Annotated in this window: 14 protein-coding genes; 9 read left to right on the top strand and 5 right to left on the bottom strand. The window is 36.7% G+C overall.

The window, feature by feature from the left end; translation table 11 throughout:
* The first annotated feature begins 91 nt into the window (after positions 1-91).
* The 5 genes from BMW36_RS16350 to BMW36_RS16330 all read left to right on the top strand — a co-directional run bounded on the left by BMW36_RS16350 (position 92) and on the right by BMW36_RS16330 (position 6,753).
* Positions 92-1,615, top strand: coding sequence for a DHA2 family efflux MFS transporter permease subunit (locus BMW36_RS16350; protein ID WP_089743090.1), 1,524 nt, complete (start codon positions 92-94; stop codon positions 1,613-1,615).
* Between the two features lie 90 nt (positions 1,616-1,705).
* Positions 1,706-2,404: a response regulator transcription factor gene (locus BMW36_RS16345; protein WP_089743088.1), complete on the top strand. Its 699-nt coding sequence runs from the start codon at positions 1,706-1,708 to the stop codon at positions 2,402-2,404.
* Complete coding sequence (locus tag BMW36_RS16340; protein ID WP_245711722.1) at positions 2,391-3,395, top strand: sensor histidine kinase; 1,005 nt, start codon at positions 2,391-2,393, stop codon at positions 3,393-3,395. The genes BMW36_RS16345 and BMW36_RS16340 overlap by 14 nt, the downstream gene beginning before the upstream one ends.
* 89 nt (positions 3,396-3,484) lie before the next feature.
* Positions 3,485-4,168, top strand: coding sequence for an ABC transporter ATP-binding protein (locus tag BMW36_RS16335; RefSeq protein ID WP_089743086.1), 684 nt, complete (start codon positions 3,485-3,487; stop codon positions 4,166-4,168).
* Positions 4,165-6,753: an ABC transporter permease gene (locus BMW36_RS16330; RefSeq protein ID WP_089743084.1), complete on the top strand. Its 2,589-nt coding sequence runs from the start codon at positions 4,165-4,167 to the stop codon at positions 6,751-6,753. Before BMW36_RS16335 ends, BMW36_RS16330 begins: the two co-directional genes overlap by 4 nt.
* A gap of 256 nt (positions 6,754-7,009) precedes the next feature.
* On the opposite strand, the gene BMW36_RS16325 is transcribed toward BMW36_RS16330, so the two are convergent.
* Positions 7,010-7,492, bottom strand: a complete 483-nt coding sequence (locus tag BMW36_RS16325; protein ID WP_089743082.1) for an STAS domain-containing protein — start codon at positions 7,490-7,492, stop codon at positions 7,010-7,012.
* A gap of 282 nt (positions 7,493-7,774) precedes the next feature.
* Positions 7,775-8,497: a SurA N-terminal domain-containing protein gene (locus BMW36_RS16320; RefSeq protein ID WP_175480506.1), complete on the bottom strand. Its 723-nt coding sequence runs from the start codon at positions 8,495-8,497 to the stop codon at positions 7,775-7,777.
* Positions 8,498-8,748: 251 nt separating this feature from the next.
* Between BMW36_RS16320 and BMW36_RS16315 the strand changes: the two genes are divergently transcribed.
* Positions 8,749-9,462 (top strand): phosphatase PAP2 family protein, encoded by a 714-nt coding sequence (locus tag BMW36_RS16315; RefSeq protein ID WP_089743078.1) that lies wholly within the window; start codon positions 8,749-8,751, stop codon positions 9,460-9,462.
* A 312-nt stretch (positions 9,463-9,774) separates the two neighbouring features.
* Here the strand turns inward: BMW36_RS16315 and BMW36_RS16310 are convergent, their stop codons facing one another.
* Together BMW36_RS16310 and BMW36_RS16305 are read right to left on the bottom strand one after the other, a co-directional pair.
* Positions 9,775-10,611 (bottom strand): manganese catalase, encoded by an 837-nt coding sequence (locus BMW36_RS16310; RefSeq protein WP_089743076.1) that lies wholly within the window; start codon positions 10,609-10,611, stop codon positions 9,775-9,777.
* A gap of 84 nt (positions 10,612-10,695) precedes the next feature.
* Complete coding sequence (locus BMW36_RS16305; RefSeq protein ID WP_089743074.1) at positions 10,696-11,514, bottom strand: pentapeptide repeat-containing protein; 819 nt, start codon at positions 11,512-11,514, stop codon at positions 10,696-10,698.
* A 133-nt stretch (positions 11,515-11,647) separates the two neighbouring features.
* Between BMW36_RS16305 and BMW36_RS16300 the strand changes: the two genes are divergently transcribed.
* The 3 genes from BMW36_RS16300 (at position 11,648) to BMW36_RS16290 (ending at position 14,638) form a co-directional block, all read left to right on the top strand.
* On the top strand, positions 11,648-12,670 hold the full coding sequence (locus tag BMW36_RS16300) for an NADH:flavin oxidoreductase/NADH oxidase (RefSeq protein WP_089743073.1): 1,023 nt from the start codon (positions 11,648-11,650) through the stop codon (positions 12,668-12,670).
* Positions 12,671-12,765: 95 nt separating this feature from the next.
* Complete coding sequence (hisA, locus tag BMW36_RS16295) at positions 12,766-13,524, top strand: phosphoribosylformimino-5-aminoimidazole carboxamide ribotide isomerase (RefSeq protein ID WP_089743148.1); 759 nt, start codon at positions 12,766-12,768, stop codon at positions 13,522-13,524.
* 316 nt (positions 13,525-13,840) lie between these two features.
* Positions 13,841-14,638, top strand: a complete 798-nt coding sequence (locus BMW36_RS16290) for a carbon-nitrogen family hydrolase (RefSeq protein ID WP_089743071.1) — start codon at positions 13,841-13,843, stop codon at positions 14,636-14,638.
* A 434-nt stretch (positions 14,639-15,072) separates the two neighbouring features.
* On the opposite strand, the gene BMW36_RS16285 is transcribed toward BMW36_RS16290, so the two are convergent.
* Positions 15,073-15,921, bottom strand: a complete 849-nt coding sequence (locus BMW36_RS16285; protein WP_175480505.1) for a metallophosphoesterase family protein — start codon at positions 15,919-15,921, stop codon at positions 15,073-15,075.
* Between the last annotated feature and the right edge of the window lie 19 nt (positions 15,922-15,940).

Below are 15,940 nucleotides of genomic sequence, written 5' to 3'. Positions count from 1 at the left end.
AACCTTTTAAAATAATAGTTGAAATAAATAGACTATCGGTATAAAATATTTAAGTGCTTTAGTAATTTAGTGAAAGAAGGTTATAGACTACATGTCCAATAATAAAAATTTACAAACAAAACCGCCTTATGGAATGATTGCGATTTTGTTCATCGGAGCTTTTGTAGCATTATTAAACGAAACTCTGTTAAATGTTGCTCTCCCGTCCATAATGGAAGATTTTGAAGTGAAACCAGTAGCGGTTCAATGGCTTTCTACTGGATATATGTTAGTAAATGGTATTCTGATCCCTGCTAGTGCCTTTTTTATTCAGCGATTTTCTGATAAAAAGTTATTTATAACAGCAATGGCATTATTCACTGCAGGGACATTACTAGCTAGTCTTGCACCAGCTTTTAGTGTTTTATTGGCTGCAAGAATGATTCAGGCATCAGGATCAGCAATAATGATGCCACTTTTAATGAATGTAATGTTAGCGGCATTTCCAGTTGAAAAACGTGGGACAGCGATGGGGATGTTTGGTATTGTCATGATAACAGCACCTGCGATTGGTCCGACACTTTCGGGGTGGTTAGTCGAGCATTATAGCTGGAGAATGTTATTTGATATTGTGTTACCTATTGCTGTGTTAACGTTAATTCTAGCTATATTTAAATTGAAAGACGTTACACCGCAACGTGCGATCAAGCTTGATATATTCTCACTTGTCCTGTCAAGTATAGGATTTGGTGGATTGCTTTATGGATTTAGTACAGCAGGAGAAAATGGGTGGGACGATCCATATGTTTATGGAACGATTATTGTTGGAGCAATTGCATTGATCACATTTATTCTTCGCCAACTGCAAATGGATGAGCCAATGTTAGAGTTCAGAATTTACAAATATCCAATGTTTGCTTTATCATCGGCAATTTCAATCGTCATCGCAATAGCAATGTTTTCGGCAATGATTCTTATGCCGATATATGTGCAAACCATTAGAGGGATATCTCCAATGGAATCAGGTTTGCTTATGCTTCCAGGAGCGATTGTAATGGGGATTATGTCACCAATTACCGGAAAGTTGTTCGATAAATATGGAGCCAGAAGCCTTGCGGTAATCGGATTAACAATTACTGTAATTACATCTTATTTCTTTAGCAGAATTGGAATGGATACATCGTATTCCACTTTAGTTATCCTGTATACATTCCGGATGTTCGGTATGTCAATGGTTATGATGCCAGTGATGACAAACGGATTAAACCAGCTGCCTGCAATAAACAATCCACACGGTACTGCAATGAATAATACATTACAGCAAGTGTCTGGTGCGATTGGCTCAGCTCTATTGATCACTGTGATGAATAACCGCACAGAAAGTAAGACAGAAGAATTATTGACAGAAGCTGCTACTACAATGGGTGCAGGACAGGCAGGGCCTGATGGTGAATTAGTAGTGCCGCCAGAGATCTTAAATGAAGCAATGCTTAACGGTATTAATTTCTCTTTCCTTATATCTACACTAATCGCTGTAGTCGCATTAATTCTCGCATTTTTTATTAAGAGAGTGAAGCCACATTATGAACAGAAGAAAGAAGAAATCTCTGCAGTCAATCTTGCTACAGAGAAATAGGGGTTTTTAAAAAGGAAGCTTTCGTAACTTGCGAAAGCTTCCTTTTCGTTATAGTCTTAATTTATCAGTAATTTGAGTGAGGTGTTATCAATGAGAATAATGGTGGTTGAAGATGATAAAACAATTGCTTCAGGATTGGAATTTTCCTTGCAACAGGATGGTTGTGAGACCATCGTCTGTCATCAGGCTGGTTTAGCGGAAATGACCATCCGTGAAAAGATAAATCAAATTGATTTATTTTTATTTGATTTGTCATTACCTGATGGCAGTGGTTATGATTTGTGCCAAAAAGTGAAGCAATTAAGTGATAAACCAGTTATCTTTTTAACAGCTCTTGATGATGAAGTAAATGTTGTAATGGGATTAGACATGGGGGCGGATGATTATATTACGAAACCTTTTCGGATTAGGGAATTGCTGTCAAGGATAAAATCAGTTGCCAGAAGATATCAAAAATCACCAAATGAAAGATCGGTGATTACGTGTCAGAATATTAAAATAAACAAATCAGAAGGCAAAGTATTTAAGAGTGGAGAGGAAGTGCTTTTAACAGCATTGGAGTACCGGTTACTCTTAATTTTTGCAAATCATATTGGCCAAATTTTAACTAGAGACCAGTTGCTGGAACGGATTTGGGATATTGCTGGTGAATTTGTTAATGACAATACATTAACGGTATATATTAAAAGGTTAAGAGAGAAATTAGAAGAACAGCCACAGAAACCGACAATCATAACAACAGTAAGAGGCATGGGATATAGAATGGAGGAATTACGTGTTACGAAATAAAGAGATTGCTTATTTCCTATTAGGTTTTATAATGATTGGAACCTTGACAACAACGACAGCAGCAATATTCTTCTCCATCCAAGTTGTCTGGTTTGTTGTGATAACTTTCTCTGTTTTGTTGGTGCAGTATCTCTTTTACACTTATTATCGATACGATAAAATTAGTCAGTTGTCATCTAATTTAAGAAAAATAAATAGTGGAGAATACAGTCTTGATATTCGGGATAACCGCGAGGGCGAACTTAGTATTCTCCAGAATGAAATATACAAAGTTACATTGAAATTGGCCGAACAGAATAAAATGCTTGAACAGGAAAAAGTAAAACTAAACAATGCAATTTCAGATATTTCACACCAGATAAAAACTCCGCTAACTTCCATGATGGTCATGGCAGATCTACTGGGTGATCCCAAATTAAAAGAAGTGAAAAGAATGGAATTCATCCATAACATCCAAAGTCAATTAGAACGGATGGAATGGCTCGTTAGCACTTTACTGAAGTTAGCTAAAATAGATGCAGGAGTTGTTCATTTTAAAAAGGAACCTTATCAAGTTAGTGAACTATTAAACAAAGCGGTTGAATCTGTTATTATTCCAATGGACATAAAAAATCAAAGTTTACAAATAGATGGTGATTCGAATGTAATGATTACGGGCGACTTTAATTGGACAAAAGAAGCCGTTATCAATATTTTAAAAAACTGTGTGGAACATACCGGTGAGAGAGGAACCATCACTATTTCATTTAAAGAGAATACGCTTTATACCTTAATTACTATTGAGGATAATGGAAAAGGTATTAACAAAAAAGATTTACCTTATATCTTTAAACGTTTCTACAAAGGGGAAGACGGCAGTGACGACAGCGTTGGGATTGGATTAGCAATGGCGTACAGTATTGTGACAAATCAGCAAGGTGATATCGAAGTCTACAGCCTGCAAGGAGCGGGCACACAATTCCACCTCAAATTCTATCATGCAATAATTTAAGTTATATGACAATATTGTCACTTTATAGTCACTTGGCAGTCATTTTAGACAGATAAACTATAGATAATTAAATTTGTGGAGGAATATTCATGACTATATTACAAATTAACAATCTGTCTAAATCTTACGGTAAAGGTGCGACCGCAGTGAAAGCACTGGATAATGTCTCTTTTTCTGTCAATAAAGGGGAGTTTGTTGCAATTATCGGTCCATCGGGATCTGGAAAATCTACTTTACTTCATTTACTAGGAGGAGTGGATCGTCCAACGAGTGGACAGGTCTTAGTAGAAAACACAGATATAAATCAACTAAATGAAACCCAGCTTGCTATTTTCAGACGCAGACAAATAGGATTAATTTACCAATTCTATAATTTACTTCCGGTATTAACAGTTGAAGAGAATATCACTTTACCTCTCCTGCTCGACCAACATAAAGTGGATAAAAAGCAGTTCCGCGATATCATTGGTAAATTAGGGTTGGAAAAACGATTAGAGCACTTGCCAAATCAATTATCGGGAGGACAGCAGCAGCGTGTCTCTATTGGTCGTGCTTTAATTAGTAATCCTGCAATTATGCTTGCAGATGAACCGACCGGTAACTTAGATAGCAAAAATAGTAAAGAAATTATTGAACTGTTAAAATTGTTTAATAAAATGTACAATCAGACTTTAATAATTATCACTCATGATGAAAGAATTGCATTACAGGCAGACCGTGTCATTTCAATCGAAGATGGGAAAATCGCCAAAGACGAGGTGATTCGTCCATGAATATTATTAATAAACTAACCATAAGGCACTTAAAACAAAATCGCAAACGCACATTAGTAACAATAATTGGTATTATTATTTCTGTCGCTATGATTACAGCCGTGACTACTTTAGGTGTGTCCTTTCTTGACTTAATGAAGCGGCAATCGATTGCTGATAATGGTGAGTGGCATGCATTATATCGAGCGGTTTCCGAAGAGGATATTGATATTATCAGTAGCGACCATTCGGTAGATGAAATAAGTTTGATCAGTAAATTAGGATACGCAAAATTAGAAGGGGCTCATAATCCAAATAAGCCTTATCTCTTTATTCAGCAAATAAATGATAATGGATTGGCACAATTTCCGATCACACTCAAAGGTGGCAGATTACCAAATTCGCCCAATGAAATTATTATCTCAAATGAATTATGGCGAGATACAGAAGTTGTCATAGAAATCGGTGATCAAATTACAATGGATATAGGCCAACGCTATGATGCTGATACTAAAGTGCAACTGGGTCAATCGGATGAATTACAAGTGTTGGAAGGCCAAATAATTGAGGAATGGAAAAAGGAAGAGACAAGGACATTTACAGTTGTTGGTATCATTGAACAATCTAATTGGGATATATCATGGTCACCAGGGTATACCGCGATCAGTTATTTGGATATGGAACGGCTATCAGCGGCTGGAAGTGTGAACGCACATGTTACTTTTAAAGATGTTAATTTTTCATTATTTAAAAATGCAGAAAACATCATGGAACAACTGAATAGAGAAGAAGTAACGTATAATAATGAGCTGCTGAGATATTATGGCTTAACAAAGAATATGGATTTAGCGATTACACTTTTTTCTCTTTTTGGTATTATCATACTAGTTATAATGATTGGATCTATTTCATTAATATATAATGCATTTGCAATAAGTGTTTCTGAACGCTCGCGCCATCTAGGTATGCTTTCCAGTATTGGTGCAACAAAGAAACAAAAACGGAATTCAGTATTTTTTGAAGGTGCAGTTGTCGGATCAATTAGTATTCCTTTAGGTATAATTGCTGGGGTTTGTGGAATAGCTTTAACATTCTGGTTTATTAATTCTGTTATTATTATTGAAGAATCCTTAGGTGTGTCGGAGAATTTGTATGTTGTATTGACTCCTTGGTCCATTATTACTTCAGTAATTATATCAGCTGTTACGATATTCATTTCCACATATAAACCTGCCATAATAGCTTCAAGAATTTCTGCAATTGATGCCATAAGACAATCCAATGATGTGAAGTTGAGCGGAAAATCAGTAAAAACATCAAAATTAACTCGCAAACTTTTTGGAATTGAAGCAGAAATAGGATTGAAGAATTTAAAACGGAACAAGAAACGTTATAGAGCAACTTTATTTTCTTTAGTAATCAGTATTGTTTTATTTATTTCAATATCTTACTTTACTGATAACTTAGAGAAATCATTTGAGATGTCAATGGAGAATATTAATTTCGACTTCAAACTTGGCGGCAATTCCAATAATTTAACTGATGTAGACTTAGATCCTTTTACCAAATTAGAAACTGTTACAGAATATAGTATGGTAGATTTTCTGCAAGTTAGTACTTGGGTAGATGAGGATAAGATTAATGAAAGATTGAAACAAGATCCATATTATAATGAAGCCTTAAAGGATGGGAAATATCCTTACTATGTGAATTTTTATGGATATGATCACAAGAGCTTCTCAGCCTACGCTAAGAAAATTGGAGCTGATCCTGAAGAGTTCATGGATCCATCTAACCCAAAAGCAATTATTATAGATGAAATTACTTATAGAGATCCAGAAACCGGCCGATTTATTCATGCAAATTCCATTCACCAAGAGTTAGGTGATGAACTTAGTTTATTTGCAACGGATTATGAAACAGACAAGGAATTACCACTAGGCACTATAGAAACGGGAGCATTAACCGACCAAATCCCAATGGGAATGTATACAGCTCATACTGGAGGAGTAGACGTAGTAGTGCCTGAACAAATATTCAATGAATTAGCTGAAAGTGCAGAGCATTTAGTAGAGGAAACATTATTTTTGAATAGTTCTGATCCTGATAAAACTGTGGAGGAAATAAACGAACTTAAGACTTCTGGTATATCCTATTACAATGTTGTTCAACAAAAAGAAGATGAACAGCGATTGTTATTATTTATGGCTGTGTTTGTTTATGGTTTTATTGTATTAATTTCTGCAATTTCGATCGCTAATATATTTAATACGATTTCTACAAGTGTGGCATTACGTAAGCGGGAATTTGCCATGTTAAAGTCTGTAGGAATGACTCCGAAAAGTTTTGATCAGATGATTTACTACGAAAGTATATTCTATGGGATAAAAGCACTGTTATACGGCTTACCGTTAAGTGTTATAATTATTGTCCTAATGTATAATGCTTTTCTAAGTACATTTGAATATGGATTTATGTTACCTTGGATGAGTATTCTATTTGTTATTATCAGTATCTTTGTAATAGTTGGAGCAACAATGATCTATTCGATCAAAAAAATAAAGAAAGAAAATATTATGGACGGCCTGAAACAAGAATCTATTTAACATATATATGAGAGCAGTCTCCTATGCCTATCAGGTGAGGCTGCTCTTCTTGGTTGTTGTTTTGTTCATTTAAGATGGAAAAGCCTGATTACTGGTGGAGAAAAATTGTCATCTTTTGGGGACAAACATACAGGCAGACGTTGCATATATGGCTGGAGATTGGAGGAGGGATCTCTTGGGAAGGCTCATTTTAAATTACGATGGGGCAACAATCCCTTTTAAAGAAGAAAAAAAGACCCAACATTCCATTTAGCGTTTAAATAGTATGAAAGGTCTTATCATTACAATCATCAAAAACTTCCGTGACACCCATTAAATCCAGAATCTCAAATGCTCTTTTCGTAGTAATAAGGGAAATGCTGATTGATTTAGTTTTCATTTCCTCCATAAATGAAACGATACTTTTTATTCCACTTGTATCAAAGAAATGTAAATCCAGTATATCAATGTACAGTTTTTCTACATTGAGCCATTGATGTTTATTTTGGTCGATATAGTTAGTTAGGTTGCTTGAAGTATTGATATCTAACTGACCTTTTAGCTTTACGGTCAGGGTTTGATTATCCAGCATTTCTGCAATGTAAATCTCCGAATGTCTCTTGCTTTGGAAGTGATTAATAAAATGATCTAACTGTTGACTATGGTTAACGGTTATTTTAGAAGTTAATGGAGTATTTTTAGCACTTTCAAACATTTCATCTCTTTTTCTTTGAAAAGTTTCTGACAAAGAAATAAACATGTTGTTGGCTCCTTTTAATATTTTGAGTTTGAAATAATTTTATATGCCTTAAATAGTACTAAAAATGTAAGGAATTAGCAAGAGGGAATTTCAAAAAAATTGAAAAAAATAGAGGAATAGTAATTATTCAGTAAATCCTTCATAGTCATTTTTTAAAATGCTCTAAGAATCCTGGGTATTTGGTATATTACTATATTTTATTGCAAAAAATGTGGGAATCTGAAAATGGTAATATTTACCCGTGGGATGAGGGAAGGGCAAAGAAATATGCCCTTCTTCTATTTAAATTAACAGCTCAATTTCTGCCTGTTCACGGAGTTCCTCCACTTTAGGCTGGAGTTGTTCTTGTTGTTTCTGCTGTGTAAGAGCATTTTTAATTTGTCCTTCCACTTCGCTAAGCTCGCCGATCTCTTGTTCAGAGTTTGCAACTAGTTCATTATAATACTCTTCGACCTCTTCATCACTAACATCTGTATCAAGCTGTGTCTCGATGTATTTAACGCGAAGCATGTCCTTCGCTAACTGCTGCTGAAAACTCTCTTCAGTAAATCCTGATGCTTCCAGTGCTCCCGCATAGTCTTCCCCGTATTGCTCTTTAATTGTCTCCATCTCAGAAGTAACTTCCTCATCTGCCACTTCTATTCCTTCTGCTTTTGCGTCCTGGATGATTAACTGCTGTGTGACAAGTTCATTTAGTACTTGTTCTTTAACTGCTTCTGAATCACTTGTGTCTTGGCCGTATTGCTGTAAATAACTGACTACCTGAGGATAAAGCCTATTATATTCTTCCCCTTTTATTTCTTCCCCATTTACCTTGGCGACAGTCTTATCCGGTTCAACTTGCTTCTCTGAAGAGACTTGTCCTTCTTCAGGGCTTCCCTCCGTCTTTTGTTCCGTTTGCTCTTCCTCTTCCGTTTGCTCTGCTGTATCTTGGCTATCTTCACTATTGCAGGCAGCTAAAACAAGTAACAATGCTAGTGATAATAAAAATAGTATTCTTTTCATTAAAGTTCCTCCTAAAATCATTGTATCCCCATTCAAACATGAATAGTTTCTCGTTTCAACACATAAGAAAGGAAGGGATTGTCATGAGTTGTTGCCACTATAGGCTTTCCATATAATTTTTACATTTGTTTATCAATTATGCTTGTAATTACACACTTATTTCACACATGGGTAAAATCGGATGTGTTTTAATTAGTGGGTTAAAGGAAATAACTACAATAAATGAAGGAGAACGGGGAGGGTGGAAGCCATTGTTAGAAACGTTACGAAAAGTGAAAAACATACCAAAAGTATCTCTTATCATATTAGTGACTGGATTTATAATTATTGCCATTTCGATGGCATTATTTGTTGAATTGGCAGAGGATGTTGCAGAGAAAGAAAAATTCACCGTCGATACTGCAGTGCAGAATATTATGGTAAATTTTAGCGATACCTTTTTATACACATTTATGGGGTACATAACAGAAGCAGGATCCGTGCTGTTTGTCACAGTTGCCTCAGCAATGCTGTTTATTTACTTACTGTTTTTCTCCAGGAAGAGTAAGTGGATAGCTGTATTTTTCGCAATTAATATGATTGGAATCAGCGGGCTAACAAAGCTGTTAAAAATATTCTTTGAAAGAGAACGTCCTGAGCTGCTTGAGCAGTATGACGGCACAGGATTCAGCTTTCCGAGCGGACATGCTACCGGATCGATGACGTTTTACGGGTTTCTGGTTTATTTAATTGCAGTTAGTAAACTGAAAAAATGTCTTAAGATCATTCTCATTTCATTATCTTCCCTGCTGATTTTATCAATAGCATTAAGTCGGGTAGTATTAAGCGTACATTTCTTCACTGATATTATTGCAGGATTGGCATTGGGACTTTCATGGTTAATTATAAGTATTTTTGCTATGAAATTAATGATGTACAGGGAGAAAAAGAGAAAGGAAAAAATACAGCCAGGACATGGCGTATAGGAGTAGGCTTTTTAAGAAGCTTTGAATGCTATGCTAAAAAAGCATAAGCTAGGTGAAATATCTAAGGGACTTTTTTCTTGATGTTTTCTCAGCACAAATACTTCTTTTTTTTAATATTCGAGTAACATGAAAAAAGGCGACTCTAACAGATGTTAATTATTTTTGTGAAATTGCTGATAACCAGTGGAGAAGGAAAATCCCCCCACTGATCAAAAGTCTTTTTTATTGATGACGATTCATATGGGATACTGACTATTTAATAATCCTCTGCTTTAGCTGGAACACATTCTACCCAGTTTTCAAAATGAAGAATTAACATAATGATGGCGGTATTTGGAAATTGGTATCAAATATATATGGTGGAGCAGGGTTAAGAACTGGAATTTCTCCGTATGCAGGCGGGTTTTGAATATACCTGAACTCGGAGCAACCATCCATACTAGGCCCATATGCCCATCTTCCTTCTGCAGAGGCATCACCTTGGGAGAAGTTATAGAAATCATAAGCTACTTGCTGTTTTTCAAGTTCGCGAGGGAAAGTGGAAGGTACGACCACACCTTCTTTTTGTTCTAACTCTTCAATTGCAGCTAACCACATATTCTGATGCATCGTATCACGAGCGATCAAAAATGAAAGCATGTCTTTAACGCCTCTGTCTGACGTTATTTCATAAAGTCTTGCAACTTGCAGACGTCCTTGTGATTCTGCATTTAAGTTCGCCCGAAAATCAGCCAGTAAGTTACCGCTTGCTATGATATAGTCAGCAGTCCATCGATTTCCAACACTATCTGCAGGCATAGCACCTAATCCTGAAACAATCGCATGCTGAGGATTCATCCCGCCAATAATCGCACCTAACACCGGATTTTTACAAGCTTCCTCCAGGTCACCAACAGGGGCATTATCTAGTAATCTTGCTATCATTGTTGCCAGCATTTCCACATGAGCTAATTCTTCTGTACCAACATCCATTAACAAGTCCTTATATTTGCCATCGATTCTTACATTAAACCCTTGAAATAAGTACTGCATGGCTACAGATATTTCTCCAAACTGTCCGCCAAGAACCTCCTGTAACTGTTTTGCGAAGAGGGGATCTGGTCTGTCAGGTTTTGAAGGATACTGTAATTCTTTAATATGATAAAACATGCGCACACATCCTTTTTAAATAGGTATCTGTCATACTTTATGTGCCTATTTAAAAATGTGTGACAACTATTACCGTGTTTTTTGTCAGCCCCAGTGATGAGGCAGTTGAAGGTGTGGAGGTAATTTAGTTTCCTTGTTGCCTTTTGAAGCATTTAATTGGGATTGTGTTAAGAAAATACTTTCTTGCATGTCGGCTCCGCAGAGATTGGTGCCCCGCAAGTCAGCTCCGATGAATTCTGCTCCTCTCAAATTTGAATTGCTAAGGTTGGCACCAATTAGTATCGATCCACGAAAGCTGTAACCTGACAAATTTTGATTCTGCAGACTGGCACCAAACAATTCCCTTGGTAGGTTCATCCTTCCATTTCTTTTATATTTTTTTCGTACCTGCTCACTGGCATTGATTAGTAATGGATTGATCCCAGCGCGTATTTCATTGATATCAAGTGAAAGAATTTCTTTCGGATTTATTTTTGTAAGATTATCAATCTTTTCAAATTCACTTGAAAGCTGCTTGTGGATAGATTGAGTTTCCGATCTATTTCCAGCTTCATTCAAATAATAAAGTATTTCATGAAGCTGCTGAACAATTGGAAATACTTCGAACATTTCCTTACTGATATTGGGGGAATCGCGCCAACTTTTTCCTTTGTAAATATGCTGTGATACTTTCTGTCCAGCACCAAAGCATTCATATACGGTGCAGCCTTTGAATCCCTTTTCCCTGAGGTCTTTGTGAATCCTGCAAAGAAAATTCTTGTCTAAATTGCGACAAGGCTCACCTGAAGTCTTATTAAAAGCAAAATCGCTGGATTTGGCATATGGCAGCGCAACACAACATAGGGCGAAGCAATTAGCACAGTCTGCCTGTAAATATTGCGGTGTTACTTTCAGATTTTCCATAATTAGCCTCCGTAAAGATAAGTATTGTTATCATATCATAAATTCCCTAATTTAAGTTCAATTAAGTGAATAACCATTTTTATCTTGATATACTTACTATTAGAGAAAAGTTTAAATAAAGGAGAAATTAATAATGGATCAATTGTTCAGCCCTTTTCAAATAAAGAACTTAAACTTGAAAAATCGAGTTGTCATGCCACCGATGTGCCAATATTCTGTAACGGAGCAAGATGGTACCCCAAATGACTGGCACTATACTCATTACGTTAGCCGTGCTGTTGGCGGAACAGCTTTTATTATCGTAGAAATGACAAACATCGAACCAGACGGGAGAATATCAAACAATTGCCTCGGGTTATGGTCAGATGATCAGATACCGGCATATAAAAAAATCGTCGATGCTGTGCATGCCCAAGGTGCGAAGATTGGTATCCAGATTGCTCATGCTGGAAGAAAAGCTGAAGATGCAGATACTCCGGTGGCGCCATCGGCCATCCGTTTTAGTGAAAAATACAAAACACCAAAAGCACTAACTACGGCAGAAGTAAACGAATTGGTAAATAAGTTTCGCCAATCCGTCAAACGTGCGGTAGAAGCAGGATTTGATGCAATTGAATTACATGGTGCACATGGTTATCTTATTCATCAGTTTCATTCTCATTTAACGAATAAAAGAGATGATGAATATGCAGAGCTATCTAAATTTGGGGTGGATGTAATCAAAGAAGCCAAAGAGGAAATGCCTGCAGACATGCCTTTGATTTTACGCATTTCTGCAACAGAATTTGCTGAGGATGGCTATACTTTACAAGATGCCATTGAACTTGCAAAGAAATATAAAGATGCAGGTGTTGATGTATTTCACATTAGTGCAGGTGGTGAAGGCAGAATCGCTGCTTCCCGAAACCCAGGAACACATGGGGGGTATATGGTCCCGTTTGCACGAGCAATGAAGGAAGCCCTCAAGGTGCCGGTTATCGCTGTTGGTAACTTAGACAGTCCTCAACTAGCTGATGCAACGATAGGAAATGGAGATGCCGATCTTATCGCTGTTGGACGGGGTATGTTGCGTGATCCGTATTGGGCGATTCATGCAGCACACCAGTTACAACAGAAGGTAGAAATACCTGTACAATATGAGAGGGGATTCTCATAAATGGTGCCTCTACACAGCAGGCACCTTTCTTCTTTTTGGCATTTCGTTTAAAATAAATGAATAGTATGACAATAGATTGAGAGGATTTTGCTATGATGAATTTTAGACCATGCATTGATATTCACCAGGGAAAAGTAAAGCAAATTGTTGGCGAGACACTTAATGATGAAGACAAACCTGTTATAGAGAATTACGTTTCTGAATATGACAGCAGTTACTATGCTAATATGTTCAAAAGAAATAACCTGACGGGTGGACATGTTATCATGCTAGGGGACGGGAATCAGGATGCTGCTATAGAAGCACTTCAGGCATATCCTGGCGGGCTTCAAATAGGTGGTGGAATTAACGCAGATAATGCTGCCTATTATTTGAATAATGGGGCATCTCATGTGATTGTGACTTCCTATATTTTTCAAGATGGTGAGCTGAAACGGGACCGCTTAGAAAAACTGGTTTCAAAAATTGGTAAGGAAAATCTTGTCATTGACCTAAGCTGTAAGAAGAAAGATGACAAGTGGTTTGTTGTCACTGACCGTTGGACGAAATTTAGTAATATTGAGATTAGTCAAGCAACAATTGAACATATGGAGCAATATTGTGATGAATTCCTTATCCATGCGGCAGATGTAGAGGGAAAAAGAAGTGGAATGGAAGCAAGTTTAGTGGAGAAATTAGCCGATTGGGTCACAATCCCGACAACTTATGCAGGAGGGGTTCGCTCAATTGAAGACTTGGAGTTGTTTAATAAACTGTCAAAAGGGAAATTAGATGTTACAATAGGCAGTGCACTGGATATTTTTGGTGGGGACCTGTCTTATAAAGAAGTAGTAAATTATTGTAAAAAATATTGAAAAAGGAAATTGTAATCAATAGATTGTTCCTTTCCGTGTCATTGAAGAACAAATTGTTTAACATATTCCAGCATGTGGTGGTATTATACTAGAAAAATGCCATCACCTGTAAGGACACCTCTCACTTTCTTCCACAATATTTCTAACATGCAGTCCCATTATCTATATATTCCCTCACCAGATCCAACTAAATATTCTGCATATATCTCTTCAATTGCTTTGATGAGTTCTTTCCAATCATATTCATATATGAAAAGTAGACAACATTTTCACTAAGAAATGATAATGATAAAATAAACTAAAGAGGTGATAAGTAGTGAAGCATGCTATATATCAAATGGACGTTATTGTTGGAAAGCCAGAGCAGAACAGAGAAAAGGTTGCTAATTGGATGGAAGGACTAGCAAACGTTGACGAGATAGATACAATCGTCCTGCCGGAAATGTGGAACGCAGGTTATGCTCTAGATCAATTAGAAGCATTAGCGGATGATCACGGAAAACAAACGATAGAGTTTCTAAGTGAACTAGCGAAGAAGTACGATGTTAATATTATTGGTGGCTCTGTAGCAAATCGGGTCAATCATGAAATCTATAATTCCAGTTTCATAGTTAATCAGTTTGGTGAACTTGTGTATAAATACGATAAAATACATCTAGTTCCAATGTTGGATGAACCTCGCTATTTAACAGGTGGCAAACAAAAGGATAAAGTGTTTGAACTAAACGGTACGAAAATGGGGGTTATTATTTGTTATGATCTTCGTTTTCCAGAGATAATACGTTCCCTTATATTACAAGGGGCAGAAGTAATCTATATTGTTGCACAGTGGCCTTCTTCAAGAAAAGATCACTGGAAAATATTACAACAGGCAAGGGCGATTGAAAACCAGTGTTACATTATATCTGCGAATAGTTGTGGAAGATGCTACAATACTCAATTCGCAGGAGAATCATTGATTGTAGAACCTTCAGGAGAGATAGTTGCAAAAGGGGTAACAGAGAAAGAAGCGACTATCTTTGCTGAAATCGATTTGGACATAGTAAAAAATACGAGAAATCAAATTCCCATTTTTACAAGCAGGGTACCCCATTTGTATAATAGTGAAAGTTAAATGTGAGGAACCATGCTCTTACCAAGAGGATGAAATCAGATCGTATTGTGGGACTCAGCAATACACGCATTTACGCTAAGTTTATTTTCCATATGAGTTAGCCCATAACAATGACTCCATTCCGTTTATGCAAGTGGATCTAAAAGCACTTATTGGTGGGGAGAGTAGTAGAGAAAAGCCGGATGAAGGAAACTGATCCCTGGAAGACATAATTCAGATCACGTGACATACCTATGTGAACGAATTGATCAGCGAAATGACTTTTAAGATATTCAAAAACATAAGGTGAAAAACGCTCCCTTTGCAGGAAACGCTATGATCAACGTGTTCAAAATGTCGATTTGATTCAGCTCATAAGATTGCTTCATTCTATAGATAGTGATAATCAACATTGATTATCATATATCTTTGCCTATTATTATACTCGCTATCAATTATTCTGTATAAGGTAACCACTTCATTTGTACTCGATAATCGTTAGGTTCTAAAGTGACCACAGAATAGACACCATTTGGACCGCCTCCAGGTGTACCCTTTTTATGACGAATCATTGATGGGAAAATAACACCTGGAAAACCTGATCCTAAGCTGCTGGAAAACTCTGGGGCCTCTGGGTGGGCATGGCCTGCAAAACTGATAACATTGACTTCTTGATTTCGATTAACATAATTTGTAACAATATTTGCGATTTGCTTGGCTTGTCTGTCATTATAAAAGTTCTTCACATGCTTGTAATGATGCGGGCTGACATGACTGCATAAAAGTATATAATCCTCCTTATTCTTCCCCAGCTGTTCTTTTATCCAATCCAAAGCGGAATCATGTAGTTGGCAATTTTGCCAGTGATTCCCCGATTGTTGTTTCACATCGAAACTGCTATCTAACATGATGATTCGGCAGGACACCTTTTCCTTACGTATTACATAAGATTTGTGAAAAGGACTCCCTGCTTTTACTGGGACACCATTATAGCCGAAATAATCGGCAATTCTTATTTGTTTGTAAACATCTAAATCATGGTTTCCAGGTGTAATTGCTTTGGGAGCTTCTATGGAATCCCATATTTCCATAAATTTATCTGGTGGGCATGAACCATGAATACAATCTCCTAAAGATAAAACAAAATCAGGTTGTTCTTTGTTAGCAATGGTTGCAAAGGAGCGAAAATTAGCAGGAACTGAATAAAATAATCCTTGCTCTCCAATAGACTCTTTGTGATTTACATCCCCATCAATATTCTTCATATGTAAGTCTGTTATGATATGAAGCACAATGTTTCCCAACTTACATCCCCTTTCTCCA

It is taken from the genome of Gracilibacillus ureilyticus, assembly GCF_900111195.1.
Classification (GTDB): domain Bacteria; phylum Bacillota; class Bacilli; order Bacillales; family Amphibacillaceae; genus Gracilibacillus; species Gracilibacillus ureilyticus.
Note: the sequence above shows the minus strand (reverse complement) of the source record. Positions and strands in the feature narration are given on the sequence as shown.

Bases quoted from the DNA above. Each gene is read 5' to 3' on its own strand.
- BMW36_RS16350 (WP_089743090.1), top strand. From the start codon at position 92: ATGTCCAATAATAAAAATTTACAAACAAAACCGCCTTATGGAATGATT.
- BMW36_RS16345 (WP_089743088.1), top strand. From the start codon at position 1,706: ATGAGAATAATGGTGGTTGAAGATGATAAAACAATTGCTTCAGGATTG.
- BMW36_RS16335 (WP_089743086.1), top strand. From the start codon at position 3,485: ATGACTATATTACAAATTAACAATCTGTCTAAATCTTACGGTAAAGGT.
- BMW36_RS16330 (WP_089743084.1), top strand. From the start codon at position 4,165: ATGAATATTATTAATAAACTAACCATAAGGCACTTAAAACAAAATCGC.
- BMW36_RS16325 (WP_089743082.1), bottom strand. From the start codon at position 7,492: ATGTTTATTTCTTTGTCAGAAACTTTTCAAAGAAAAAGAGATGAAATG.
- BMW36_RS16320 (WP_175480506.1), bottom strand. From the start codon at position 8,497: ATGAAAAGAATACTATTTTTATTATCACTAGCATTGTTACTTGTTTTA.
- BMW36_RS16310 (WP_089743076.1), bottom strand. From the start codon at position 10,611: ATGTTTTATCATATTAAAGAATTACAGTATCCTTCAAAACCTGACAGA.
- BMW36_RS16305 (WP_089743074.1), bottom strand. From the start codon at position 11,514: ATGGAAAATCTGAAAGTAACACCGCAATATTTACAGGCAGACTGTGCT.
- BMW36_RS16300 (WP_089743073.1), top strand. From the start codon at position 11,648: ATGGATCAATTGTTCAGCCCTTTTCAAATAAAGAACTTAAACTTGAAA.
- hisA (WP_089743148.1), top strand. From the start codon at position 12,766: ATGAATTTTAGACCATGCATTGATATTCACCAGGGAAAAGTAAAGCAA.